The following is a 26,210-nucleotide window of genomic DNA, read 5'->3' on the forward strand; positions in this document are numbered from 1 at the left end:
TTCCGCCAGCCTAAGGCCCTGTGGCCTGCACGGGCCCGTGAAGGTCGTTCACTCGCCGTTGGGATTGGGCCACGGTCCGTGCGGGGCAAGCAGTGGATGTACGGCTATGAGGAGGTGGCGGCGACGCATGACGAGCATGTCGAGGGCGCGGGTGGCCCGGCGGATCGCGGCCGGCGCCGCGTACGGCGGAGGCGGGATCGGCCTCGTCGGCGCGGCGGCCGTCGGTCTGCTCCTCGCCGAGGTGCGGCTGGCCAGGCGCCACGTGGGCAACGGCACCAACAACCACGTACCGAACGCCGACGGCGGGTACGGCCACTCGTACGACACCGTGGGCGAACCGCCGCTGCGTCTGACGATCCTGGGTGACTCGACGGCCGCGGGCCAGGGTGTGCACCGGGCCGGGCAGACGCCGGGGGCGTTGCTGGCGTCCGGGCTTGCGGCGGTGGCGGAACGGCCGGTGGTGCTGCGCAACGTGGCCCTGCCGGGCGCCCGTTCGGACGACCTGGACCGCCAGGTGGCCCTGGTGCTCGCCGACCCTGCCCTGGCGCCCGACGTCTGCGTGATCATGATCGGCGCGAACGACGTCACGAACCGCATGCCGCCGACGCGCTCGGTGCGTCACCTGTCTTCGGCGGTACGGCGCCTGCGCACGGCCGGCGCGGAGGTGGTGGTCGGCACGTGCCCCGACCTCGGCACGATCGAGCCGGTGCAGCAGCCCCTGCGCTGGCTGGCCAGAAGGGCCTCACGCCAGTTGGCGGCCGCCCAGACGATCGGCGTCGTCGAACAGGGCGGCCGTACGGTGTCGCTGGGCGACCTGCTGGGGCCCGAGTTCGCGGCGAACCCGCGTGAGCTCTTCGGCCCCGACAACTACCACCCCTCGGCGGAGGGGTACGCCACGGCGGCGATGGCGGTGCTCCCGACTGTCTGCGCGGCCCTCGGTCTGTGGCCGGCCGAGGAGGAGCGTCCCGACGTCACCCGCCGCGAGGGCTTCCTGCCGGTGGCCCGCGCTGCGGCCGAGGCCGCGTCGGAGGCGGGCACGGAGGTCACGGCCGCGATGCCGACGGGACCGAAGGGGCCGTGGGCCCTGCTGAAGCGCCGCCGCCGTCGGCGCGTCCCCGAGCCGGACCGTGCGCCGGTGACACCGTCACCCTGAGCGCCGGGGAGGATCTCGCCCCCGCCGCCCCTACCCGTCCCGTCCCGTCCCTGGGGGCCTGCGGCCCCCAGCCCCCCCGCTTCGGCCCGAAGGGCCTCGTCCTCAAACGCCGGACGGGCTGAATTGTGCGGACCGGCAAGATCCAGCGCCGCCAGCAAAATCCAGCCCCTCCGGCGTTTGAGGAGCGGGGGTCCAGGGGGCAGAACCCCCTGGCAGGGTCGAAGGGGCGGAGCCCCTGGAGGACGGGACGGGTAGGGGCGGCGGGGGCGAGAAAAGCAAGCGCTTAGAAAATTGCGGCCAGGGTCACACCCCCACCCCCGTGACCCGGTACGTACGTACGGGTAACTTCCCTCACAGCCCTGCCCGACCCCCCGGTATGCCACTGGAGCCGTGATGCCCGAAGCCGTGATCGTCTCGACCGCCCGCTCCCCCATCGGCCGCGCCTTCAAGGGCTCCCTGAAAGACCTGCGCCCCGACGACCTCACCGCCACGATCATCCAGGCCGCCCTCGCCAAGGTCCCCGAGCTGGACCCGCGCGACATCGACGACCTGATGCTCGGCTGTGGCCTCCCCGGCGGCGAGCAGGGCAACAACCTCGGCCGCATCGTCGCCGTGCAGATGGGCATGGACCACCTCCCGGGCTGCACCATCACCCGCTACTGCTCCTCGTCCCTCCAGACCTCCCGCATGGCCCTGCACGCCATCAAGGCCGGCGAGGGCGACGTCTTCATCTCGGCCGGCGTCGAGACGGTCTCCCGCTTCACCAAGGGCAACTCCGACAGCCTCCCCGACACGCACAACCCCCTCTTCGCCGAGGCCGAGGCCCGCACCGCCGAGGTCGCCCAGCAGGAGGGCACGACCTGGCACGACCCGCGCGAGGACGGGCTCGTCCCGGACGCCTACATCGCCATGGGCCAGACCGCCGAGAACCTCGCCCGGATGAAGGGCATCACCCGCCAGGAACTGGACGAGTTCGGCGTCCGCTCGCAGAACCTCGCCGAGGAAGCCATCAAGAACGGCTTCTGGGAGCGCGAGATCACCCCGGTGACCCTCCCCGACGGCACGGTCGTCTCCAAGGACGACGGCCCGCGCGCCGGCGTCACCATGGAGGCCGTCGGCGGCCTCAAGCCGGTCTTCCGCCCCGACGGCCTCGTCACCGCCGGCAACTGCTGCCCCCTGAACGACGGCGCCGCAGCCCTCGTCATCATGTCGGACACCAAGGCCCGCGAACTCGGCCTCACCCCGCTCGCCCGCATCGTGTCCACCGGCGTCTCCGGCCTGTCCCCCGAGATCATGGGCCTCGGCCCGGTCGAGGCGAGCCAGCAGGCCCTGCGCCGCGCCGGCCTCACCATCGACGACATCGACCTGGTCGAGATCAACGAGGCGTTCGCCGCCCAGGTGATCCCCTCCTACCGCGACCTGGGCATCGACATCGACAAGCTGAACGTCAACGGCGGCGCCATTGCCGTCGGCCACCCCTTCGGCATGACCGGCGCCCGCATCACCACCACGCTCATCAACTCCCTCCAGCACCACGACAAGCAGTTCGGCCTGGAGACGATGTGCGTCGGCGGCGGCCAGGGCATGGCGATGGTCATCGAGCGCCTCAGCTGAAGCCCTCGACACAAACCCCTGAGTAGTCAACTCACGACCCACCGTGAGCCTTCGGCCCAGAACCCGGGAAACTCCAAGGTTCTGGGCCGTTTTGTGATCCAATCTCCCCCAGGATGTGACCTATCTCCCTCCGCGGAGGGATTTACGCAGCTCAGAGCCGTTGCACCACCAAACCCCAGGCCCAAAGTCCTGTCCGTTTCGTGACGTTACGCACTGACAGCTGGATAGTCCGCCCTTCAAGCTGATGTAGGAAGTCGGGGGTCGACTTTGAACCGGGAGTACGTCAGTGAGCGCCATGCCGATCGCCTTGCTGCTCACCACGGCCGCCACCGGCGCCGTGGGCGTCGCCGTCCTGCGCACCCTCATGGTGCTGCGCCGGCAGGTCGCGGCCCTGCACACCGAGCTGGCACAGAGCAACCAGAACAACGCTGACAGGACCCGCGGTCTCGTCCCGTCGGCCCGTCTCTCCGCCGACGCCGATGAGATACGCGCCGCGGTGGCCGAGGCCCTGGCCGAGGAGCGCGAGCGGGAGCTCGCCGAGGCGCGCGCCTTCTGGGCCGCCCAGGAGGCCCGTGACGCCTCGGACGCTCCCACCCTGCTGGGCCTGTCCGACAGCGAGCTGTTCCTGCCCCGCCAGGCCGATTTCGCGGGCCTGGAGCACCTGGAGCCGGTGACCGAGCCGACCGCCGACGCCGACGAGTTCGCCGGGGACTCCCCCGAACTGGCCGCGGCCCGCCGCCGTCACCCCTCCCACCCGGACTTCGTCCCGGTCTCCTCACCGACCGTGAACGATCACGAGCGCACGGTGGCCACCCTCGAGGACCTGGCCGCGTCCGCCACCGAACTGACCGACGTCCGCCCCGGCCCGCTCGGCACCCTCGACGTCTACGTCTTCGCCGACGGCACCACCCTCTGCATGACCCCGGGCCACCGCGAGACGGCGGAGCGCCTGGCGACAGCACTGCGGGCAGGCGAGACGCCGGTACTGCTGGGTGGCTCGGGAGTGTCGGGCGCGTACACCCTGACGTTCGGGTGCGGCGAGGAGAACGTCTACATCCTGGCGGACAGGGTCATAGCGTCCCTCTAGGGATCACCCCCAGGGATCACACCCCTGCCCTCACACCCCTGCCCTCTTCTGCGCCTCCTCGACCAACCGAACAGCATCGGCCACCTGGCCCTCGTCCACCAGCACGAGGGCCAAGTCATGGACAGCGACGGTGATTTGGTCGGCGGCAGCGAACATCCCGGCGTCGGGCATCTCCCGAGGTTCGACCCCGGGCGCCTCCAGAAGCTGTGCCCGACGTGCCAACTCTCTGGCCAGCGCCAGCGCCTCCGCAGCCCCGTTTCTCTGCAGCCGGCTCTGCGGCGCCGCCCTCAACCGGTCGGCGAAGTGATCAACGGCTCGGGTCAGACGCGTCGTATCAACCACGCCGTGAGCGTACGCGACTGTTGCCAACGGGCGAACGCTCAGGCACGGTGACCTGAAGGACCGGCTTACATCCCCTTTGCGTCCGGAGGCGCCGATGTCCCACGTCCTCTCCGAGGAGACCCACCGCAACATGCTCGCCCGCATCCCCCACTGCACCGGTCGTGAAGTCTCCGACTGGCTCCGCACCGTAGAAGAAGGCCCGGCTCTCGTTCGCTTCGAGGAGAAGGTCAGCTGGCTTCGGCACGAATACGACCTCGCGTACGGCCACGCGAAGGCGATCGTCCATGAGTACGACCTGAGGAGGGCGGCGCGCAAATTCCTCTAGGCGCGCACAGACGACGAAGGGCCCCGGGACCCACGCGGCGTCAGCCGCATGATGTGAGCGCCGGGGCCCTTCGCTGCGCAACCGTCTCAGATCAGTCGCTGCTGTTGAGGATCGAGATGAGCCTCAGGAACTCCATGTAGATCCACACCAGCGTCATGGTGAGGCCGAAGGCCGCCAGCCAGGCCTCCTCGCGCGGCGCGCCGTAGGCGATGCCGTCCTCGACCTGCTTGAAGTCCAGGGCGAGGAAGCAGGCGCCGAGCAGGATGCCGACGATGCCGAAGACGATGCCGAGCGGGCCGCTGCGGAAGCCGAGGCCGTCACCGCCGCCGAAGACGGCGAACAGCAGGTTGACCGCCATCAGCAGGATGAAGCCGAGCGCGGCCGCCATCACGAAGCCGACGAAGCGGCGGTTGACGCGGATCCAGCCCGCCTTGTACGCCACCAGCACGGAGGCGAAGACCGCCATCGTGCCGAGCACCGCCTGCATGGCCGCACCGCTGGCGATGTGCTCGTCGACGACGCTGGAGACGACGCCGAGGAAGACACCCTCGAGCGCGGCGTAGGACAGGATCAGCGCCGGCGAGGCCTTGCGCTTGAAGGACTGCACGAGCGCCAGCACCATGCCGACCAGACCGGCACCGATGGCGATGCCGTAGGACCGGTTGATGTTCGCGGCGTCGACCGGCAGCAGGAACCAGGCGAGCGCGGCCGTGACGATCAGCGTGCCGAGCGTCGTGCCGGTGCGCAGGATGACGTCGTCGATCGTCATCCGGCCGGTGGTGGCCGGGGCCTGCGGCGGCGCGCCGTGCTGGAGGTCCTGCTGGGCGTAAGGGTTCTGCGCGTACGGGTTGCCGGCCTGCGGCTGGGCGTACGGGTTGCCCTGCGTGCCGACAGCGGCGCCCCCGGCCTGCGGCGCGGTGTTGAAGCCCGCGTAGCCGTTGTCGCGGCTGAACCCCCGTCGCGAGAAGACCGGGTTGCTGCTCCTCATTTCACTCCTCCATGGCCACCGTGCGCGGCCTTGGCTCAAGAGTAATAGGTAGGCAAAGGATTGACCCTAGTGCTTGGGGAGGATCTTTCCCTCGTCGTGCTGCGCAACACGCTACGCGGCCGGGTGATTCCCGGCCACGGAGGGGGTCATTCATGACGAACCTGGTACGTGGCCGGAATCGATCGGAGATCACTCCCCTGGCCCGTGTCCGGTCACCCGAACGGGAACCCGGTGTAGCCCTCGGCGAGGTCTGTCTCGGCCGCCCTCGACCCCGCGATCCGCTCCAGCCGCGCCAGCTGGAGCCGGTCCTCGAAGGGCGTGGCGTCGGGGGCGCGGTGCAGCAGCGTCGTCATGTCGTACGAGAACCGCTCGGCCTGCCAGACCCGGCGCAGACAGGTCTCGGAGTAGGTGTCGAGCAGCTCCGCCGACCCGGTCTCCTTCTCGTGCGTCAGCGCCCGCGCGAAGGTGACGACGTCACCTACGGCCAGATTCAGCCCCTTCGCGCCCGTCGGCGGCACGATGTGCGCCGCGTCGCCGGCCAGGAAGAGGCGGCCGTGGCGCATGGGTTCGTGGACGTAGGACCGCATGGGGGTGACCGACTTCTGGGTGATGGGGCCGCGCTCCAGCCGCCAGTCGTCGGCGGTCTCGAAGCGGCGCTCCAGTTCCGTCCAGATCTCGTCGTCGCCCCAGTCCTCGGCGTCCGTGCCCTCGGGCACCTGGAGGTAGAGGCGGGAGACGGACGGGGAGCGCATGGAGAGGAGGGCGAAGCCGCGGTCGTGGCGGGCGTAGACCAACTCGTCGTGCGAGGGGGCGACGTCGGCGAGGATGCCGAGCCAGCCGAAGGGGTACGTCCGCTCGAAGACGCGGGTCAGCTCCGCGGGGATCGCCTTGCGGGACACGCCCCAGAAGCCGTCGCAGCCGACGACGTAGTCACATTCGAGAACGTCCTCGCTCCCCTGGTACCGGAAGCGGACGCGTGGGCTGCCGGTGTCCGCGCCCTCGACCGCCAGGGCCTCCGCCTCGAACAGCAGCGGGCCGCCCTCCTTGAGCTGGAGGGCGATGAGGTCCTTGCAGACCTCGGTCTGGGCGTAGACCGTCACCGACCGGCCGCCGGTGAGGGCGGGGAAGTCGACGCGGTGGCGTTTGCGGTCGTACCGCAGCTCTATGCCGTCGTGCCGCAGCCCTTCGCGGTCCATCCGCTCCCCGGCGCCTGCCGCGCGCAGCACGTCCACCGTGCCCTGCTCCAGGATTCCGGCGCGCTGGCGGTGCTCGACGTAGGCACGGTCGCGGCTCTCCAGGACGACCGAGTCGATGCCGGCGTTGTGGAGCAGCCGGGCGAGGAGGAGGCCGGCGGGGCCCGCTCCGATGATGCCGACGGTGGTGCGCATCGCCGAACCTCTCTGTTCGCGTGGTGAAATTTCATTCACCAACTTCCGAACAGGAGTGTGCTCCCCTCGCCATGAGGTGTCAATGAATGCTGCAGTGATCGACGAACGTCGGAAGTGCCCAGAGCCGGACTTGAACCGGCACGCCCGCGAAGGGGCAGCGAGGTTTAAGCTCGCCGTGTCTGCATTCCACCATCTGGGCAGGCCATGGGCTCCGCATCGAGGGTCAGAGCCTATCGGGATACATCCCCCGAACAGCGGACGGGCGGACCGATGTTGTCTTATTTTATTGACGTCTGAGGGTGCATCAGCCCACGGAACACGCCATCCGCACTTGCCAATAGCCTTACGTGCGGCGGTAGACGGCGCATACGGAATGACGGAATTTCACCGTCCAAACGAGGACGCTCCACCTGTTCCCGACGCGAACACCCGTCAGGGTCCCTCGTCATCCTCAGGTATGACACAGCCGTGCCCGGTCCATCCGCAGTCTGCCTTCGGAACCGGAACAGCGACTGACTACACGGCGGCCCTCGGCCAGGACGATGGATGACGTCCATCGAACACACCGTCGTCCTTCAGGAGCGTTCCTCTCGTGACCACCGCATCCATCGCCGGCCGGGCCACCGCCGTGGCCGCGCGTGCCACGGATCTGTCGAAGATCTACGGACAGGGCGAGACCCAGGTGGTCGCCCTCGACCGGGTCTCCGTCGACTTCCGGCAGGCCGAGTTCACCGCGATCATGGGCCCCTCCGGCTCCGGCAAGTCCACGCTGATGCACTGTGTCGCCGGTCTGGACACGTTCTCCTCCGGCTCGGTGCGCATCGGCGACACCGAGCTCGGCTCCCTCAAGGACAAGCAGCTGACCAAGCTGCGCCGGGACAAGATCGGCTTCATCTTCCAGGCATTCAATCTGCTGCCGACGCTGACCGCGCTGGAGAACATCACCCTTCCGATGGACATCGCGGGCCGCAAGGCCGACAAGCAGTGGCTGGATTCGGTCATCCGCATGGTCGGCCTCGCCGACCGGCTGAGCCACCGCCCCACTCAGCTCTCCGGCGGCCAGCAGCAGCGCGTCGCCGTCGCCCGCGCGCTGGCCTCCAAGCCCGAGATCATCTTCGGCGACGAGCCGACCGGAAACCTCGACTCGCGCTCGGGCGCCGAGGTGCTGGGCTTTCTTCGCAACTCTGTACGGGAGTTGGGGCAGACGGTCGTGATGGTGACCCACGACCCGGTCGCCGCGGCGTACGCGGACCGCGTGGTGTTCCTGGCCGACGGGCGGATCGTCGACGAGATGTACCGGCCGACGGCCGAGACGGTCCTCGACTTCATGAAGCAGTTCGACGCGAAGGGCCGCACCAGCTGATGTTCCGCACCGCCCTGCGCAACGTACTCGCGCACAAGGCCCGGCTCCTGATGACCGTGCTCGCCGTGATGCTCGGCGTCGCGTTCGTCTCCGGCACCCTGGTCTTCGCCGACACCCTCTCCAACGCCTTCCGCAACCAGTCGGCGAAGAGCTACGACGACGTCGCCGTCTCCGTCACCTCGCACGCCGACCCGGACAACCCCGAGGAGGAGCCCGGCCTCTCCCGGAAGACCCTCGACAAGATCTCCGCGGTGGACGGCGTCGACGCCGTGTACGGCCGTGTCGAGGGCTTCGCCGGGGTCGCCGACCCCGACGGGAAGCTGATCGGCGTCGGCTGGTCCAACAAGGGCTCCAACTTCGCCCCCGGCAAGGACGGCAAGGACTCCGCCTACACGTTCACCGACGGCTCGGGCCCGGTGAAGGACGATCAGATCGCCCTCGACAAGGAGTCCGCGACCAAGGGCGAGTACCAGGTCGGCGACCGGGTCCGGGTCGCCACGAACGGGCCGGTGAAGGAGTACACCCTCAGCGGCGTGTTCACCACCGAGGACGGCGCCGTGAACGCCGGCGGCAGCCTCGTCCTCTTCGACACCGCGGTCGCCCAGAAGCAGTACCTCGAGCCGGGCTACTTCGAGAGCGTCACCGTCACCGCCGCCTCCGGCGCGGACGACAAGAAGATCCTGGACGCGGTCGAGCCGCTGCTGCCGGACACCGCCGAGGCCCGGACCGGCCAGGCCCTCGCGGACGAGCAGGCCGAGCAGATCGAGCAGGGTCTGGGCAACCTCAAGCAGGTCCTGCTCGGCTTCGCGGGCATCGCGCTGTTCGTCGGGATCTTCCTGATCTCCAACACCTTCACCATGCTGGTCGCCCAGCGCACCAAGGAGATCGCGCTGATGCGCGCCGTCGGTGCCTCGCGCAAGCAGATCACCCGCTCGGTGCTCGCCGAGGCCGCGGTGGTGGGCCTGGTCGCCTCGGTGATCGGCTTCGTCCTCGGCATCGGGCTGGCCGTCGGTCTGCGGTCCGGGATGGCCGCGTTCGAGATGAAGATCCCGGACGGCCCGCTGATCCTGTCCGCCACGCCGGTGATCGCCGCGATCGCCGTCGGCGTCCTGATCACGATGTTCGCCGCCTGGCTGCCCGGCCGCCGGGCCGCGAAGATCCCGCCGGTGGCGGCCATGAACAGCGTCCACGCGGTGGCCACCACCAAGTCGCTGGTGGTGCGCAACACCATCGGCGCGGTCATCACCGCGATCGGCGCGGCCGGGATCGTGCTGGGTGCCTCGACCGGCGGCGACGACGGCCGGATGTACATCGGGGCGGGCGCGTTCCTCGCGCTGATCGGTGTGATCATCCTGATCCCGCTGCTGTCCCGGCCCGTGATCGCGCTCGTCCGTCCGCTGCTCGTCGGCCCCTTCGGGGTGGCCGGCAAGCTGGCCGGCCAGAACGCGGTCCGCAATCCGCGCCGTACCGGCGCCACCGCCTCGGCACTGGCGATCGGACTGACGCTGGTGACCGGCCTGTCGGTGCTCGGCATCACGGTCGGCACGGCCATCGACAAGATGACCACGGACAACATCAAGGCCGACTACATGGTCTCGATGGCGAACGGCGGGGACCTCGACCAGTCCGCGCTGACGGCGCTGGAGAAGGCCAAGGGCGTCTCCGCGGTCTCGCCGCAGCAGAGCACCTACTTCGTGCTCGGTGGCGAGGACTTCGTGTCCGCCTCGGCGGTCACGCCGGGCGACATCGAGCAGGTCCTGAACGTCGACGTCGTCAGCGGCGACATCGGTTCGCTCGCCGACGGACAGATCGCGGTCGCCGAGAAGACGGCCAAGAGCAAGGGCTGGAAGCCCGGCGACAGCATTCCCGTCACCTTCAACGACGAGAAGAAGGGCACGCTGAAGGTCGGCGCCGTCTTCAAGGACAGCGAGTTCCTCTCCCCCGTCCTCGTCGACACGAAGGTCGTGAACCCGCACGAGGCGCAGCCCAGCATCCAGCAGATCTTCGTGAAGGTGGACGGCGGCCAGTCCGCGTCGAACGAGAAGGTCCTCATCGACGCGCTGGGCGACAACCCCGCGATGACGGTCATGGACCGGCAGGACATCCGCAACGAGTTCGGCGGCGCCATCAACACCCTGCTGAACATCATGTACGGCCTGCTGGCGATGGCCCTGATCATCGCCGTGCTGGGTGTCGTCAACACCCTCGCGATGTCGGTGTTCGAGCGGCAGCAGGAGATCGGCATGCTGCGGGCGATCGGTCTCGACCGGCGCCGGGTGAAGCGGATGGTCCGGCTGGAGGCCGTGGTCATCTCGGTGTTCGGCGCGGTGGTCGGCATCGGTCTCGGCTCGTTCCTCGGCTGGGCGATCGGCGAGACCTTCGCGGACCAGATCCCGGGCTACGCGCTGGTCCTGCCCTGGGACCGGATCGGGATCTTCCTGGTGCTGGCCGGCCTGGTGGGCGTCCTGGCCGCGCTGTGGCCGGCCCGCAACGCCGCGAGGCTGAACATGCTGAACGCGATCAAGGCCGAGTGACCGGACCCTGACAGACCGGAGGGCCGGGCTTCCCCAGAACTGGGGAGCCCGGCCCTTTCGCTCGTGCCCGGGTCAACGGCGCTCGGGCTCGGTCCACTCGCGGGCCCGCAGCGGCATCCCGGAGTCACCCGCGTCCGGCGTCCGCACCGCCAGCACCTGGTTGACGCCGATGCGGTTGCGCTCGAAGGCGAGCGCGCAGGCGGCCATGTACAGCCGCCAGACACGGGCGCGACCGGGGCTGGTGAGCTGGACGGCCCGGGCCCACTCGGCCTCCAGGTTGGCGACCCAGCGGCGCAGGGTCAGCGCGTAGTGCTCGCGGATCGACTCCACGTCGCGCACCTCGAAGCCGGCGCGTTCGAGCTGGGTCACGGTGGTCCCGATGGGCTGGAGCTCGCCGTCGGGGAAGACGTAGGCGTCGATGAACTCGTCGACCTGGTACGAGGCTTCGTCCCGCTCGGGCCGCCGCCCGATCTGGTGGTTCAGCAGCCGCCCCCCGGGCTTCAGGAGCCGGTACAGCACATCGGCGTACTCCAGGTACCGCTCGGCGCCGACGTGTTCGGCCATGCCGATGGAGGAGATGGCGTCGTACGGGCCGTCGGCGACGTCCCGGTAGTCCTGTACCCGGATCTCCACCTTGTCGGTGAGCCCCTCGTCGGCGACACGCTTGCGGGCGTACGTCGCCTGCTCCTGGGAGAGGGTGACGCCGACGACGCTCACGCCGTACTCGCGGGCCGCGTGCACCGCCATCGAGCCCCAGCCGCAGCCGACGTCGAGCAGCCGCAGGCCGGGCCGCAGGTCGAGCTTGCGGCAGATGAGGTCGAGCTTGTCGCGCTGGGCGATTTCGAGGGTGCCGTCCGGGGGCGGGGCCGGCCAGTAGGCGCAGGAGTACACCATGGACGGCCCGAGGACGATCTCGTAGAAGTCGTTGCCGACGTCGTAGTGGTGGCTGATGGCGCGTTTGTCGGTGCGCTTGGTGTGCAGGTGGCCTTGCCGGCGGACCTCCTCGGGAGGCGGCGCGGGCGGCAGCGGAAGCCCGCCGAGCCTGACCAGCCCGAGGACGGCGGCGCGCACCTCGGGGTCCCGAAGCGCCTGAGCCGTGCTCCGGGCGTCCTCGTCCCGCTCCCAGACCAGCCCGGCGAGCAGATCGAGGGCGGCGTACAGATCCCCCTCGATGTCGAGGTCCCCGGCGACCCAGGCCCGGGCCAGGCCCAGTTCGCCCGGCTTCCACAGCAGTCGGCGTACGGCACGGCGGTTGCGTACGACGAGTGTCGGCGCGCCCGGCGGCCCCGACTGTGAACCGTCCCAGGTGCGGATGCGCACCGGGAGCGGAACTCCCAGCAACTGTTCGAGAAGGCCCTTCAGCCGCACCGCGGCGTCTGCCATGGCGCACACCTCCGTGATAAGCGATCCCGGAATGTCCAACACCACGTAAACACCTGCGGGCCCCCGGCGCAGTCCCCCACGCGCGTTACGGCTGGGCAAACCCTTGGAGGGCGTACGCGGCCGCAGTTGATCAATTGAGTACGGGTACCTACTCGGTGCCGGTCGTCGCACCCATCCGCCGTGCTCCCCCGCCGTCATAGCGTCCCCGTATGCCCGAGAACACCCCGCCCGTGAACACCGCCCCCGCCCGGGACCCGTACGCCGCCCCGTCCTGCGTCCGCGGGGCTCTCGGCTGCGCGGGCGTCGGGCTGCTCGCCCTGATCATCACGATCGCCGTACTCTCTTGGCGGTCGTCGCAGGCGACGGATTTCCCGCACGTCGCGCCCGAGGCCATGGCGGACCGGGCCTTTCAGCGATCCCAGGAGGCGTACGACGTCCTGGGGTTCGAGCGGACCGTGGAGCCGGTGGACGGGGAGGCCGGCTCCGGCACGGACAACTCCTTCAGCGCCGACCACTGCTATGACAACGGCCCGCTGGGGCTGGAGGACAGCACGGTCGACGGCGCGTACCAGATGAGCCACGGCTGGGCGCTGGACGAGGTGCGCGCGAGCCAGGCCGCCTCCGGCCTGCGCCGACTGCACCGGCACCTGAAGGACGAGGGCTGGGAGGTCACGACCTACCGTGAGGACGACAAGGACCCTGGCTGGCAACTGAGCGTCCAGCGGGACGACGGGGACGAACGGATGTCCTTCGCCTGGTACCCGGACCGCGGCCACTTCACCGGCGACGCGACCGTGCCCTGCGCCTACGCCCCCGAGGAGGAGTCCGGCGACATCCTGTCCGGCTACAACCTGGAGCCGGAGCCCCTCGGGCCCTCGCGGCAGGGCCAAGGCGGGAGCGAAGGCCAGGGCCGGCCCGGACACGCCGAAGGGGGCCGCCCGCACCACGGATGGCGGGCGGCCCCCTTCGGGGCGTTCAAGTGACCGGAGGTCAGGAGGCCTTGGCCTTCTCCTCGGTCTTGGCGGCGGCCGGGGCCTCCGCCTTCACGGCCGGAGCCGGGGCCGGCTTGGCGGCCTCGTAGAACTCCTCACGCGGGTGCTCCATCGCGCCGAGGGAGACGACCTCGCGCTTGAGGAACATGCCGAGGGTCCAGTCGGCGAAGACGCGGACCTTGCGGTTCCAGGTCGGCATCGCCAGGCCGTGGTAGCCGCGGTGCATGTACCAGGCGAGACGGCCCTTGAGCTTGATCTTCATCTTGCCCATGACGATCATCGCGACGCCCTTGTGCAGGCCGAGACCGGCCACCGCACCCTTGTTGGCGTGCTCGTAGTCCTTCTGCGGGAAGCCCCGCATACCGGAGATCACGTTGTCGCCGAGGATGCGCGCCTGACGCAGCGCGTGCTGCGCGTTCGGCGGGCACCAGGCGTTCTCGTTGCCCGCCTTGCGGCCGACGAGGTCCGGGACCTGGGCGTTGTCGCCGGCGGCCCAGATGTAGTCGGTGCCCTTGACCTGGAGCGTGGTCTCACAGTCCACGTGGCCACGGGGGCCGAGGGGCAGACCGAAGCGGCCGAGGGCCGGGTTCGGCTTGACGCCGGCCGTCCACACGATCGTGTTGGAGTCGACCTCGAGTCCGTTCTTCAGCACGACGTGGCCGTCGACGCAGGAGTCCATGGAGGTGGAGAGGTAGACCTCGACCCCGCGGGCCTCGAGGTGCTGCTTGCCGTACTGGCCGAGCTTGGGGCCGACCTCGGGCAGGATCTTGTCGGCGGCGTCGACGAGGATGAACCGCATGTCCTCACGGGACACGCTGGTGTAGTACTTCGCCGCGTCGCGGGCCATGTCCTCGACCTCGCCGATGGTCTCCGCACCCGCGAAGCCACCGCCGACGAAGACGAAGGTGAGCGCCTTGCGGCGGATCTCCTCGTCGGTCGTGGAGTCGGCCTTGTCCAGCTGCTCGAGGACGTGGTTGCGCAGGCCGATGGCCTCCTCGATGCCCTTCATACCGATGCCCTGCTCGGCGAGGCCGGGGATCGGGAAGGTGCGGGAGACCGCGCCCATCGCGATGACCAGGTAGTCGAAGGGCAGCTCGTACGCCTCGCCGACCAGCGGGGCGATCGTTGCGACCTTGCGGTCCTGGTCGATGGTGGTGACCCGACCGGTGAGGACCTCCGCCTTGGGCAGCACGCGTCGCAGCGGGACGACGACGTGGCGCGGGGAGATGCTGCCGGCGGCGGCTTCGGGGAGGAAGGGCTGGTAGGTCATGTACGACCGGGGGTCGACGACCGTGACGGTCGCCTCGCCGTAGCGCATCTTCTTGAGGATGCGCCGAGCTGCGTACAGGCCTACGTACCCACCGCCTACTACGAGGATCCTGGGACGCTCCGTGGTGCTCATGCCATCGAGTATCCACCCGCCCCAGGGGGGTCGCTCGTGCGCCCCTTCACAAGCTCTTGCAGGCCCTGTGCTACACTCCCCGGCCCGCGTGACGCAGGTCATGGTCACGATCGGGAACCCGGTTGCGTTACGACCCGTTGTCAATGCCGCGTGAGCTGGCTCTCTGTCCCGCCGGGCCTCCTGTGAGCGGACCGAAACACCCTCCGCCGCCGGCTCCCTGGAGCCTCTTTACACCGCCCATCTGAACATGTTCAAGGGCCTGTTCACCCCTCGGAAGGGTCAACCGGCCCCCGTCCGTGCTTCTACAGGGCCGAATTCCTTGTGAAGAACTTCACGAAGTTTCTTCGGCGGGCGCGCGCAAGGGGCCGCGAAGGGGCCTGGAAGCACCTCCAGGAGGCGCTCATACGCTAGCCGACCTGCTCAGCCGACGGCTACCGCGCAGTAACGAACGAGACCCGGACCACCCTCCGGCAGCGACCTGGATCACCGTTCACCCGTCGGCCGCACTCCGCGCGCGAACGGTCAGAAGTGTGCATAGCGTGCAGCCATGATCACTACACAGAAGGCCCTCAAGCGGGCCACCGCGCGAATAGTCTCTGTCGGCGCTGCCCTGGGCATCGCCCTTGCGTTGGGGGCAGCGTCGGCCGCATCCCCTGCGGCCGCGGCACCCGCCCACCACGCCGCCGTAAAGGCGTCCGCACATGGTGGCCACCACCACGGTCACCACCACGGGCACCACGGGCACCACGGTCACCACCACGGCGACGATGGGGGGTGCAGCGGCCTCATCGTTCTCCTCTGCAACTGACGGACAGCCCGCAAGGGCACGGCAAACGGCCCCGGTTCCTCCCGAGAGGACCGGGGCCGTTCCACGTCACCGCACGTCAGTCGGCGCGCTTGCCGTCCTCGGCGTCCTCGGCCACCTTGAAGGCGATGCCGTCCAGGATGTCGTGCTCGCTCACCACGACCTCCTCGGCGCCGATCCGCTCCATGATCGCGAGCAGCACGAGGGCGCCCGCAGCGATGACGTCAACTCGCCCCGGATGCATGGACGGTACGGCCGCGCGCTCCGCGTGCGTGGAGTGCAGAAGCCAGTCGGTGATCTCCCGGACCCGGTCGTGGCCGATCCGGGAGTGGTGGATGCGGGTCGAGTCGTACTCGGGCAGGTCCTGGGCGATCGCCGACACCGTGGTGACCGAACCGGCGAGCCCCACCAGGGTCCTGGCCTCGCGCAGCGGCACCGTCTCCTCGGCGAGGTCGAGGGCCGCCTCGATGTCGGCCCGCATCGCCGCGATCTGCTCCTCGGAGGGCGGGTCGGAGACGACGCCGTCGCGGACCAGGTGACGCTCGGTCATCCGCACGCAGCCGACGTCCACCGAGCGTGCCGCGCGGACGTGCTCCTCGCCGACGACGAACTCGGTCGACCCGCCGCCGATGTCCACGACGAGGTAGGGCCGGTGCACGTCCTCCCGCCCCGTCAGCTCCTTCGTCGCGCCCGTGAAGGAGAACTCGGCCTCCTGGTCGCCGGTGACGACCTCGGGCTCGACACCCAGGATGTCCATGACCCCGCGCACGAACTCGTCCCGGTTCTCGGCGTCCCGGGAGGCGGACGTGGCCACGAAGCGCAGCCGCTCGGCGCCGTGCTCCTTGATGATCGCCGCGTAGTCACGGCAGGCGGCGAAGGTCCGCTCCAGCGCCTCGGGGGCGAGCCGGCCCGTTCGGTCGACGCCCTGGCCGAGCCGCACGATGGTCATACGGCGGTCCAGGTCGACGAGTTCCCCGGTCGCCGGGTCCACATCGGCGACCAGGAGCCGGATGGAGTTGGTACCGCAGTCGATGGCGGCGACGCGGGTCACTTGTCGTCCTCCTCGCCCAGCGGGGTCGCCTCGAAGAAGCCGCCGCCGTTCGCACCGAGCTTCTTGATGTCCTCCTGCGTCGCCGACGGAGACACGCAGGGGCCCTTGGCCCACCACTCCGGCAGCATCGCGATCGCCTCGTCGCCGAGGGGGTTGACCCCGGGACCGGCCGCCAGGGAGTGGCCGACCAGGACGTGCAGGCACTTCACCCGGTCCGGCATGCCGCCCGCGCTCGGGAAGCCCTTCAGCTCCTCGATCTCGTCGCGCCGCCGGATGTAGTCCTCGTGCGCGGCACGGTACGCGGCGGCCAGCTCCGGGTCGGTCTCCAGCCGCGCCGTCATCTCCTTCATCACGCCGTTCGCCTCCAGCGTGCCGATCGCCGACGCCGCCTTCGGGCACGTCAGGTAGTACAGCGTCGGGAAGGGCGTGCCGTCGGGCAGCCGAGGGGCCGTCTCGACCACGTCCGGCTGCCCGCACGGGCACCGGTGCGCGATCGCGCGCAGTCCGCGCGGCGGACGTCCGAGCTGCTGCTTGAAGGCCTCGACGTCCGCGTCGGTGGGCTCGGTGCGCGGGGTGGGCGGCGGGGGCGTTTCCATGCCTGTCTTTCTATAGGTGTTCACTGGCCGGGGTCACTGGTCGGCCTCACTGGTCGGAGGCGTCGGCCTTGTCGATCCCGTCCCAGATGTTCGAGTACCAGGGGCGGTCGGCCGCGGCCACGTCGGCCCGCGACTGCCTGGCCGCGTCCGGGTCGACCACGATGTAGCCGGTCTCCCCCGGCATCACATAGTGCAGCCGCCGCCGGATCTCCTGCTCGGCGTACGCGTCGTCCTGCCAGCGTGCCTTGGTGTCGCGCAGTTCCTCGACCCGTTCGGCGGCCTCTTCCTTCTGCCGCCGCATGTCCGCGATCTCGGCACGCTGGGAGACGTACTGCCTTATCGGGTAGGCGAGCGCCACGACCATGGAGCAGAGGACCAGCGCGAGCAGCGCGGCGCGTCCGGTGAGCCTGGAGCGCCGGGCCTGCCGCTTGGTCTGGGAGCGGTAGACACGGGCCGCCGTCTGCTCGCCGAGCAACCGGATCCTGGTCGCGGTGGAGAACCGGTCCCGGTCCTTCACGGCCATGTTCCCCGCCTCCCGTTTCACATGCGTACGTCCCCGCACACGGTACGGGACCGAGTACGGGGACGTACGTATGACTGGCTAAGCCTTACCCAGGTGGGGTCAGCGGGGTCAGCCCTTGCTGTGCTCAGTGGTTCGCAGAGCGAAACCGCGGGAAGGCGGAGCGGCCGGCGTACACCGCCGCGTCGTCGAGGATCTCCTCGATGCGCAGCAGCTGGTTGTACTTGGCGACGCGCTCGGAGCGGGCCGGGGCGCCGGTCTTGATCTGGCCGCAGTTGGTGGCGACGGCCAGGTCGGCGATGGTGACGTCCTCGGTCTCGCCGGAGCGGTGGGACATCATGCACTTGAAGCCGCTGCGCTGGGCCAGCTCGACGGCGTCCAGGGTCTCGGTCAGGGAGCCGATCTGGTTGACCTTGACCAGGAGCGCGTTGGCGGCGTTCTCGTCGATGCCGCGGGCCAGGCGCTCGGGGTTGGTGACGAACAGGTCGTCGCCGACGAGCTGGACCTTGTCACCGAGCTTGGCGGTGATGGTCTTCCAGCCCTCCCAGTCGTCCTCGAACAGCGGGTCCTCGATGGAGACGAGCGGGTACGCCTCGACGAGCTCGGCGTAGTACTCGGTCATCTCGGCGGCGGAGCGGGACTTGCCCTCGAAGGTGTAGGAGCCGTCCTTGTAGAACTCGGACGCGGCTACGTCGAGCGCCAGGGCGATCTGCTCGCCGGGGGTGTAACCGGCCTCCTTGATCGCCTCGAGGATGAGGTCGAGGGCCTCGCGGTTGGAGCCGAGGTTCGGGGCGAAGCCGCCCTCGTCGCCGAGGCCGGTGGCCAGGCCCTTGCTCTTCAGGACCTTCTTGAGGGTGTGGTACACCTCGGTGCCCCAGCGCAGCGCCTCGGAGAAGGACTCCGCGCCGATCGGGGCGATCATGAACTCCTGGATGTCCACGTTGGAGTCGGCGTGCGAGCCGCCGTTCAGGATGTTCATCATCGGCACCGGCAGCAGGTGCGCGTTCGGGCCGCCCAGGTAGCGGAAGAGGGGGAGGTCGGAGGCCTCGGAGGCGGCGTGGGCCACGGCGAGGGAGACGCCGAGGATGGCGTTGGCGCCGAGGGAGCCCTTGTTGTCGGTGGCGTCCAGGTCGAACATGGCCTGGTCGATCAGGCGCTGCTCGGTGGCGTCGTAGCCGACGAGCTCCGGGCCGATCTGCTCGATGACGGCGAGGACGGCCTTCTCGACACCCTTGCCCAGGTAGCGGTTGGGGTCACCGTCGCGGAGCTCGATGGCCTCGAAGGCGCCCGTCGAGGCGCCGGACGGAACGGCGGCACGACCCGTGCTGCCGTCGTCGAGGCCAACCTCGACCTCGACCGTGGGGTTGCCTCGGGAGTCCAGGATTTCCCGGGCTACGACGACGTCGATGGACGGCACGAGCATCTCCTTCTTGGGATGTGACGCGGGTACGCAGACCGCGGTGGGTGCTGCGAGATGAGCCTAACCGGCTCCGGGCGATCGGCCAGCGGTCGACCGCTCCGTGAACAGAACCGAGAGCGAATTGTTTCCGAACGGAACAAAAACCCACGGTACACACCGATGCACAACCGCGGGGCGCAAAAGAAAACCCCGCCCCGGTGCGTACGGGGGAACACGCACCGGAGCGGGGAGCCCGTGGGGGACGGGGGTGACCCTCACGAGGTCTTCACTATGAGGTCCACGTATGTGAGGGCGCTGTGGTTCAGCTACCTGCCCGCTGTTACTTCAGGTGCAGCTGCTGACCCGGGTAGATCAGGTCGGCGTCCTCGACGATGTCCTTGTTCAGCTTGAACAGCTTCTCCCAGCCGCCCTTGACGTCGTGCTCGGCGGCGATGGTGCTGAGGGTGTCGCCCTTGGCGACCTTGTACTCGCCGTCACCCTTCTTGACCTTCTTGCCGGTCGGGGTGGTGACGGTCTTGGTCGACTTCTTGGCGGCCGGGCGCTCGGTGGAGCGGGAGGCCGACTGCTGCTCGCTGGAGCGGGTGGTGGTCTCGGTGCTCTGCGAGGAACCGCTCGACGAGGAGCCGGAGTAGGCGGCGCTCGACAGGCCGGTGCCGCAGTGCGGCCAGGCACCCTTGCCCTGGCCCGCGAGGACCTTCTCGGCTATCTGGATCTGCTGGTCCTTGCTGGCCTGGTCGGCGGTGGCGGCGAACTGCGTGCCGCCGTACGCGGCCCAGGTGGAGGCGGAGAACTGCAGACCGCCGTAGTAGCCGTTGCCGGTGTTGATCGACCAGTTGCCGCCCGACTCGCACTGGGCGACGGCGTCCCACTCGGAGGCGGTGGCGGCGGAGGCGCTGCCGGCGGCCATCAGCGGGGCGGCGACGGCGGCGGCACCGGTGACGCCGACGACGGCGATGGCGCGAGCGGCCTTGGACGGACGACGGTGCTTGCCCTTGCTGGAAAACAGCATGGAGAGATCCCCTCACCGACGCCTGCGAGGTGAGCTGTCGGGTTCGGGCCGGTTGAGTTGCCCGGCCGCGCACCGATGGTGTCCAGTGCGCGACTTCACCCCAAGCCGACTCCGGCCGTGCGGCCCCGAAGGGCCTCAACTGCCGGACCCGGCGCAAACCTTGGGTCCCCCGCTCCTGCCTACGGCGCTTGACGCGACGACTGTTCCCGTACGGCCGCTGGCAGGATTCGGCGTTGCGGCAGCCGGGGCTCGTGGTGACGAGCGGTCACGACCGTAGACACGCGATTCGCGGAATGACAAAGACGATCAGGGCTTCTGAGATCTATCTCTCAGCACTTCCAAAACGGACATTCAGGTGTGAAGCAGGACGTGAACTCCCGCTGCTTTTCGCCCTATTCGGCAGGGACTTCCAGGGTCTGACCGGGGAAGATGTGGTTCGCGTCAGCACCGATGTCCTGCTTGTTCGCCTGATACAGCGCACGCCACCCGCCGTCGAGGTCAAGAGAGTCGGCGATGGAGGCGAGAGTGTCGCCCGCGCGGACGGTGTACGAGGCGTGGCGACCGGGGGACTTGACGGCTCCGTCGGCGGTCTCGCTCTCGTCGGCGGTGGCACCGCGATGGCGCCCGGAGCCGGCCGCGGCGTCGACCGCGTCGGCGGCGCCGGTGTCGACGAGGCCCCAGGAGCCCACACCCTGCTCCGAGTTGTCCCGAATGTCGCCTTCGGGGGTCCCTGTCGGGGAACCGTCGGGCGACTGTGAGGCCTCTGTGTCGGATGACGTACCGGACTTGACGGAGCTGTCGGTCGTACCGGAAGAAGAGGGCGAAGAGGAGGAATCCTTGGACGATTCGGACGAATCATCGGCGGAGTCGCTCGACGAGCCGGGGGAATTCGAGGCGGTCGAGGAGTCGTCGGACGCCCCCTCGGACTGCGACGAACCCGACGAGTTGGATGATCCTGCCGATCCGGACGAGCCGGACAATCCAGCCGAATCAAGCAATCCGGAGGATCCCGACACGGCGGACGGGGAGTCCTCCTCGACGCCGGTGTCCAGGTCGACCGAACCGGACTCCTCGGTGAGCCCGCTGAGCAGTCCACAGGTGCGCCAGGCGCCTACGCCCTGGTCCGCGAGGATGTTCTGGGCCACGGCGATCTGCTGGGAGCGGCTCGCCAGGTCGGGGCTCGCGGCATAGTCGAGGCCGCCGTACTCGTCCCAGTCGTCCTGGGTCAGCTGCAGTCCGCCGTAGCGCCCGTTGCCTTCGTCGGCGCTCCAGGAGCCGCCGCTCTCGCACTCGGCCACCTTGTCCCAGACGTTACCTTCGGCGGCGCTCGCGCCCGAGGCGCCGAGCAGCGGGATGGCGATGGCGGAGCCGGTCACTCCGGCCGCGACGAGAAGAGCCGGAGCCTGACGGGGGCGTCGGTGGCGACCGTTCCCGGAGAGCATGCGGGGACCTTTCGCGAGACAGTGGTGACCGCGGCGCGTGAAACCTGGGCGCCGTCGTTGATCCGTGAACGTATAGGCAGACGATCACTTGTCACAAGTTAATGCCGCGCAGATCACGTGAAGATCACAGACTTGAGCGCGTGTCACGTTTGCGGCGGTGGACGTACTCACCCAACAGGGGTGAACTCCACCGGAAGCGTACGCAGTCCGCGCATGATGAGGCCGCCCCGCCAGCGCAACTCGGCCGGGTCGACGGCGAGTTCCAGATCCGGGAGTCGGGTGAGCAGTGTGGCGAGGGCGGTCTGGCCCTCCAGGCGGGCGAGTGGGGCGCCGAGGCAGTAGTGGATGCCGTGGCCGTAGCCGAGGTGCTGGTTGTCGCGGCGGCCGAGGTCGAGGACGTCGGGGTCGGCGAACCGCTCCGGGTCCCGGTCGGCGGCGGCCAGGACGACGAGGACGGGGTCGCCGGGTGCGATGTGCTGCCCGCCGATGGTGAGCGCCTCGGTGGCGAAACGCCAGGTGGCCAGCTCCACGGGGCCGTCGTAGCGCAGGAGTTCCTCGATGCCGGTTTCGAGGAGGGCGGTGTCGTGGGCGGCGAGGGAGGACTGGAGCCGGGCGCGCTGTTCGGGGTGGGTGAGCAGGGCGTAGGTGCCGTTGCCGATGAGGTTGACGGTCGTCTCGAAGCCGGCGAACAGCAGGATGAAGGCCATCGCGGCGGCCTCGTTCTCGGTGAGGTGCTCACCGTGGTCGGAGGCGCGGATGAGGCCGGAGATGAGGTCCTCGCCGGGGGTGGGGGCGTCGGGGAGTGCCTCGCGCTTGCGGTGGATGAGGTCGGCGAGATAGCCGCGCATCTTCTTCACGGACCGCGCGACGCCGCCCCTGGGGCCGCCCTGGTGGCGGATCATCATGCCCGCCCAGTCCCGGAAGTCGTCCTGGTCCTCGCGGGGGACGCCGAGCAGGTCGCAGATGGCGTGGATGGGGAGCGGGAAGGCGAACTCGTGGATGAGATCGGCGCTCCCCTCGGCGGCGAACCGGTCGATGAGCTGGTCGGTGAGCTCCTGCACGCGTGGGGCGAACTCGGCGACCCTGCGGGGCGTGAAGGCCTTGGAGACGAGTCGGCGGAGCCGGGTGTGGTCCGGCGGGTCGATGTTGAGCAGGTGCGTCATCAACTCGGCCTTGCGCTCTCCCGGGATACCGGTCTTGCCCTTGGCGTGCGCGGGTTCGTCGTGGTGGGCCGGGTTCTTGGAGAGACGGCTGTCGGCGAGGGCCTGCTTGGCGTCGACGTAGCGGGTGACCAGCCAGGCCTCCACGCCGCTGGGGAGGCGGGTGCGGTGCACGGGGGCGTGCTCGCGGAGCCAGGCGTAGGCGGGGTAGGGGTCCGTCGCGAACTCCCAGGTGAAGAGTTCGGGGGCCTGGGGGGTAGGGGTCGGGGGGTGGGGCTGGTTGGTCACTCCTTGACGGTATCCGGCGTGTCGGGGATTTCGCCGAGGGCCCCCAGGGCGGCGTAGTGACCCATGTCGGCGGCCTTGCGGTACCAGGCCTTGGCGTCGCCGGCTCTTTCCTGCTTCTCGAGGAGGGCTGCCAGGCGGTAGGCGGCGTAGGCGTCGCCCTTCTCGTAGCCCTTCTCGTACTTCTCCCGGGCCGCGTCCAGTTGGCCCTGCTTTTCCAGGAGGACGCCGCGGTGAGTGCTGTCCAGCGGGTAGGGGCCGGTGTCGTCGAAGTACGTGTCGGCTTCCCCGGCGGTCTGCGGCCCGCGTCGCGCGTCGCTCAAGAGGCCACCCGCACTGGCGTCTCCCGCGGCCACGGCGCGCTCCAGCCACACCTCGGCCGCCTTGCCCGCGTTCTCCAGAAGCAGCCAGGCGCCCATACTGCGGGCGACCTTCGCGTAACCGCGCAGCTCCGCCTCCGAGTAGTGGGAGTGCGCCGCCTCGTAATCCCCGCTGCCGAGGAACAGATCCCCCAGCAGGTGCTCGGCTTCCAGGTTGCCTCCGCCGGCGGCTTTCTCCAGCCACCACTGTGCCTGATCGCGCAAGTGCTTCCCCAGCGCCGTGGCGGCGTCGCCGTTCCCCGACTTGGCGGCCACTTCCAGATAGGGGACGGCGTCGTCCGCATCCCCGCGGTCCAGCAGAAGCTGAGCCAGCTCCCACGCCCCCTCCGGGTGCCCCGCGTCCGCCGCCCGGCGCAGCCACGTCTCGTGCTCGACGCCCTCGCTGCGCAGCGCGAAGGCGAGCGCCACCGTCGGGTCCCCCGCATCGATCCTGGGTTGCAGCGCTGTGCGGGCCGCGTCATATACGGCGTCGCCGTCGAGGTTGCAGTCCTCGTCCTCGTCCCGGGCGGCGTCGAGCAGGGTCCACCACACCTCGTCGGGCACCGGCTCCAGGTCGTCCGACCGCAGCGCCTCGGTGACCAGCGCCCCGTAAGCCCGCCAGGTGCCGTCCTCCTCGCCCGCCACGAGCAACCCCGACGCGCCGAACATCGGTGCCGTCGCCCAGGCCAGGGCGTCCTCGAACGACTCCCGGTCCTCCGCCCGGTACTGCTCCTGGACCCTCCTGAGCAGCTCGGCAGGTACCGCACCCGTGACCCCGCACCGGGCGAGATCGACAGCGGCCCGGACGAGTAACTGCCCGCGCGGGTGCTCCAGTTGGGTGCCCACTCGACGCCATTCGTCGTACAGGTGGTGTCCGACGGCGAAGTACGAGGCCACCCCCTCCCGGCCGCTCCACATGTACGCCGGGTACGCACGCGGGTCGTCCAGCGCGGCCAGCCGCGCCAGCTCGGCCTCGCTCCATTCGCGCGCCAGCTCCACCTTGCGGGCCGCGGCGACGACCAGGTCGCCGGGGGCTGCCCCCTTGCGGCGTCGGTAGTACTCGGCGGGGCTCATCGTGGCGAGCACGACAGCACCGAGATCGTTGAGGCTCCCCAGCAGCGACGGGTCCAGCCCGCGCGCGCCGAGGTGGCCGGTCAGCTCGTCCAGCCAGACGACGTACTTGCCGGGGCTGGACCGCAGCGCGGCGGCCAGAGGCCGTAAGTCCTCGCCGGCGGCCGGGGCGTACAGGCGGTGGCCCTCCAGCGAACGCACACCGTTCCACGCGGTGTACGACGTGCCCGCGCACGGTTCGCCCAGGATCAGCACCAGGCTGTTGCCGGCCAGCTCGGCGCGCAGGTCCTCGTCGCAGTCGCGCGGCACGTACGGCGGCACGTCGGGCAGCCCTGGCACGGGCCGGGTGGGGCGTACGCCGAACTCCCGCGGGCCCACCTCACCGACCTGCCTCCACTGCGCCGGAGCGGGGACCGTGCCGTAGTGGTTGTGCTGCACGCCGACCACCGGGTCGTGGAAGGTGGCGTCGCGGAAGTCGATGTGATCGCCCGCGACATGAGTGGAGCCGTCGCCGGTCACCGCGACGCCGATGTCTCCGCCCGCCGCGACCGATCGAGACCCACGAGCCGTTACGCCGGAGGTCCTGCCGGTCGGCCGCCGCGCCGGGGCATACATCGCCGCGATGGCCCAGAGGTCGGCGAACTCCTTCGGATGAGTGGTGCGCAGCACCACCAGCGACGCGAGCCGCTCGCCGGCCGACACCTCCCCCGGCCGGTGGAGGATCCAGGCTTCCACGAGCCCGGGAAGGCCGGACCGCGCCAGCACCTCCGAAATCTGCTCGGCGGCGACCGACGAGTCACGGATCGCACGCAGCAGCACATCCCTGAGCCACTCCAACTCCGTTGCCAAGTCGGCCCCCACCCCTCGCACCCACCCGTTCCCCCAACGCTACTAAGAGGACACCCCTTCAGCAGCCCGCACCGCATCCCGGTACGCCCGCGCGGCAACCCGCAACGCCGCCTCCGGATCCACGCCCGCCGCCTCCGCCCGCACCGCCATCGCGAGCAGCTCGTACCCGATGCCCTCCCCCGACGGCAGCGGTACTTCCAGTCCCGCCGTGCGCACCCGCGACGCCAGCTTCGACGCGAGCGCCAGGCCCGGCTGGCCCAGAGGTATGCCCTCGGTCACGGACTCCCGCTGCTTCTCGACGGCCTTCGTGCGCAGCCAGTGCTCCTTGACCTCCTCGGGGGTCGTCGCGGTCTCGTCGCCGAAGACGTGCGGGTGGCGGTGGATGAGCTTGGTGACGATGCCGCCGGCCACGTCGTCGATGGAGAAGGGGGCCGCCCCGTCCTCGTCGCCGCCTTCCTCCGCGATACGGGCGTGGAAGACGACCTGCAACAGGACGTCACCCAGCTCCTCGCGCAGCTCCTCGCGATCGCCGTCCTCGATCGCCTCGACGAGTTCGTATGCCTCCTCGATGCCGTACTTCGCCAGCCCCTTGTGGGTCTGCTGGGAGGACCACGGGCACTCGGTGCGGATGCGGTCCATGACCTGGACGAGGTCGAGGAGGCGGGCGCCGGGCAGGTCGTAGGAGGCGGGGAGCAGTTCCAGGTCCGGCATGCTGACGCGTCCGGAGCCCGCGAGGCGTGCCAGGCCGTCGGTCAGGGTCGGCTCGCCCTCGCCCGTGGCCACGACCACGACCGTGTGGCCGCCCGCGCATGCGTCGATCAGTTCCTCGGCGGTCGGGGCGGCCTCGTCGACCGTTATCCCGGCCTCACGCAGATACGGCAGCTGCGGATGCTCGCCGTCCGCGCACAGTACGCGGTCGGCGCCGTGCAGCGCCTGCCACGCGGGCCAGGACAGCAGGCCGGGTGCGACGCGGTGGCTGGTGGTGAGCAGGACGATGCGGCCGGTGGCGGCGGCTTCGGGACTGGTTGCGTTCACGATCCGAACGTAACCCACGTCGCCGACGGCGCCCCGA

General features: G+C 69.9%; 21 protein-coding genes, 1 tRNA gene and 1 riboswitch. Of the genes, 7 read left to right on the top strand and 15 right to left on the bottom strand.

The genetic code is table 11. From position 1 onward, the window contains the following. Nucleotides 1–127 precede the first annotated feature (127 nt). The 3 genes from ABD932_RS33135 to ABD932_RS33145 all read left to right on the top strand — a co-directional run bounded on the left by ABD932_RS33135 (nt 128) and on the right by ABD932_RS33145 (nt 3,854). Nucleotides 128–1,153, top strand: coding sequence for an SGNH/GDSL hydrolase family protein (locus ABD932_RS33135; protein WP_345018480.1), 1,026 nt, complete (start codon nt 128–130; stop codon nt 1,151–1,153). Nucleotides 1,154–1,546: 393 nt separating this feature from the next. Then, entirely contained in the window at nt 1,547–2,767 is a 1,221-nt protein-coding gene (locus tag ABD932_RS33140; RefSeq protein WP_345018483.1) for an acetyl-CoA C-acetyltransferase, read from the top strand. Between the two features lie 295 nt (nt 2,768–3,062). Then, nucleotides 3,063–3,854, top strand: coding sequence for a hypothetical protein (locus tag ABD932_RS33145; protein WP_345018815.1), 792 nt, complete (start codon nt 3,063–3,065; stop codon nt 3,852–3,854). Between the two features lie 30 nt (nt 3,855–3,884). Here ABD932_RS33145 and ABD932_RS33150 read toward each other — a convergent pair whose 3' ends face one another. Beyond that, nucleotides 3,885–4,196 (bottom strand): hypothetical protein, encoded by a 312-nt coding sequence (locus ABD932_RS33150; protein ID WP_345018485.1) that lies wholly within the window; start codon nt 4,194–4,196, stop codon nt 3,885–3,887. A 94-nt stretch (nt 4,197–4,290) separates the two neighbouring features. Between ABD932_RS33150 and ABD932_RS33155 the strand changes: the two genes are divergently transcribed. Then, on the top strand, nt 4,291–4,521 hold the full coding sequence (locus ABD932_RS33155; RefSeq protein ID WP_030049879.1) for a DUF4287 domain-containing protein: 231 nt from the start codon (nt 4,291–4,293) through the stop codon (nt 4,519–4,521). A gap of 91 nt (nt 4,522–4,612) precedes the next feature. On the opposite strand, the gene ABD932_RS33160 is transcribed toward ABD932_RS33155, so the two are convergent. From ABD932_RS33160 to ABD932_RS33170, 3 genes are all read right to left on the bottom strand, one after another. Beyond that, entirely contained in the window at nt 4,613–5,509 is an 897-nt protein-coding gene (locus ABD932_RS33160; protein ID WP_345018490.1) for a Bax inhibitor-1/YccA family protein, read from the bottom strand. Nucleotides 5,510–5,721: 212 nt separating this feature from the next. Continuing rightward, the gene (locus tag ABD932_RS33165) at nt 5,722–6,897 is read right to left on the bottom strand and encodes a 4-hydroxybenzoate 3-monooxygenase (protein ID WP_345018492.1); all 1,176 of its coding nucleotides are present in this window, start codon (nt 6,895–6,897) and stop codon (nt 5,722–5,724) included. A gap of 115 nt (nt 6,898–7,012) precedes the next feature. After that, nucleotides 7,013–7,096: transfer RNA gene (locus tag ABD932_RS33170), tRNA-Leu, on the bottom strand. 393 nt (nt 7,097–7,489) lie between these two features. On the opposite strand from ABD932_RS33170, the gene ABD932_RS33175 reads away from it, so the two are divergent. Next, complete coding sequence (locus tag ABD932_RS33175) at nt 7,490–8,260, top strand: ABC transporter ATP-binding protein (protein WP_345018494.1); 771 nt, start codon at nt 7,490–7,492, stop codon at nt 8,258–8,260. Further along, a complete protein-coding gene (locus ABD932_RS33180; protein ID WP_345018496.1) occupies nt 8,260–10,794 on the top strand; it encodes an ABC transporter permease in 2,535 nt (844 codons plus the stop codon). The genes ABD932_RS33175 and ABD932_RS33180 overlap by 1 nt, the downstream gene beginning before the upstream one ends. Before the next feature lie 72 nt (nt 10,795–10,866). On the opposite strand, the gene ABD932_RS33185 is transcribed toward ABD932_RS33180, so the two are convergent. Continuing rightward, on the bottom strand, nt 10,867–12,177 hold the full coding sequence (locus ABD932_RS33185) for a class I SAM-dependent methyltransferase (protein WP_345018498.1): 1,311 nt from the start codon (nt 12,175–12,177) through the stop codon (nt 10,867–10,869). Nucleotides 12,178–12,386: 209 nt separating this feature from the next. On the opposite strand from ABD932_RS33185, the gene ABD932_RS33190 reads away from it, so the two are divergent. Further along, nucleotides 12,387–13,160 (top strand): hypothetical protein, encoded by a 774-nt coding sequence (locus ABD932_RS33190; protein WP_345018500.1) that lies wholly within the window; start codon nt 12,387–12,389, stop codon nt 13,158–13,160. Between the two features lie 7 nt (nt 13,161–13,167). On the opposite strand, the gene ABD932_RS33195 is transcribed toward ABD932_RS33190, so the two are convergent. The 10 genes from ABD932_RS33195 to ABD932_RS33240 form a co-directional block, all read right to left on the bottom strand. Beyond that, nucleotides 13,168–14,571, bottom strand: a complete 1,404-nt coding sequence (locus ABD932_RS33195) for an NAD(P)/FAD-dependent oxidoreductase (protein WP_345018502.1) — start codon at nt 14,569–14,571, stop codon at nt 13,168–13,170. 884 nt (nt 14,572–15,455) lie between these two features. Then, a complete protein-coding gene (locus ABD932_RS33200) occupies nt 15,456–16,427 on the bottom strand; it encodes a Ppx/GppA phosphatase family protein (protein ID WP_345018504.1) in 972 nt (323 codons plus the stop codon). Next, a complete protein-coding gene (locus ABD932_RS33205; RefSeq protein ID WP_345018506.1) occupies nt 16,424–17,023 on the bottom strand; it encodes a DUF501 domain-containing protein in 600 nt (199 codons plus the stop codon). The genes ABD932_RS33200 and ABD932_RS33205 overlap by 4 nt, the downstream gene beginning before the upstream one ends. 46 nt (nt 17,024–17,069) lie before the next feature. Continuing rightward, the gene (locus ABD932_RS33210) at nt 17,070–17,546 is read right to left on the bottom strand and encodes an FtsB family cell division protein (protein ID WP_345018508.1); all 477 of its coding nucleotides are present in this window, start codon (nt 17,544–17,546) and stop codon (nt 17,070–17,072) included. A gap of 124 nt (nt 17,547–17,670) precedes the next feature. Next, nucleotides 17,671–18,960 carry a phosphopyruvate hydratase gene (gene eno / locus ABD932_RS33215; RefSeq protein ID WP_345018510.1) on the bottom strand — a complete coding sequence of 430 codons (1,290 nt, stop codon included), beginning with the start codon at nt 18,958–18,960 and terminating at the stop codon, nt 17,671–17,673. A 322-nt stretch (nt 18,961–19,282) separates the two neighbouring features. Continuing rightward, entirely contained in the window at nt 19,283–19,972 is a 690-nt protein-coding gene (locus tag ABD932_RS33220; protein WP_345018512.1) for a transglycosylase family protein, read from the bottom strand. A gap of 4 nt (nt 19,973–19,976) precedes the next feature. Continuing rightward, a riboswitch (cyclic di-AMP (ydaO/yuaA leader) is annotated at nt 19,977–20,169 on the bottom strand. Between the two features lie 195 nt (nt 20,170–20,364). After that, nucleotides 20,365–21,414: a transglycosylase family protein gene (locus ABD932_RS33225; protein ID WP_345018514.1), complete on the bottom strand. Its 1,050-nt coding sequence runs from the start codon at nt 21,412–21,414 to the stop codon at nt 20,365–20,367. Between the two features lie 167 nt (nt 21,415–21,581). Then, nucleotides 21,582–22,862, bottom strand: a complete 1,281-nt coding sequence (locus tag ABD932_RS33230) for a cytochrome P450 family protein (RefSeq protein ID WP_345018516.1) — start codon at nt 22,860–22,862, stop codon at nt 21,582–21,584. Continuing rightward, complete coding sequence (locus ABD932_RS33235; protein WP_345018518.1) at nt 22,859–25,138, bottom strand: tetratricopeptide repeat protein; 2,280 nt, start codon at nt 25,136–25,138, stop codon at nt 22,859–22,861. Before ABD932_RS33235 ends, ABD932_RS33230 begins: the two co-directional genes overlap by 4 nt. A gap of 42 nt (nt 25,139–25,180) precedes the next feature. Further along, complete coding sequence (locus ABD932_RS33240) at nt 25,181–26,173, bottom strand: nucleoside triphosphate pyrophosphohydrolase (protein ID WP_345018520.1); 993 nt, start codon at nt 26,171–26,173, stop codon at nt 25,181–25,183. Between the last annotated feature and the right edge of the window lie 37 nt (nt 26,174–26,210).

The organism is Streptomyces shaanxiensis, from assembly GCF_039537145.1.
GTDB classification, from domain to species: Bacteria; Actinomycetota; Actinomycetes; order Streptomycetales; family Streptomycetaceae; genus Streptomyces; species Streptomyces shaanxiensis.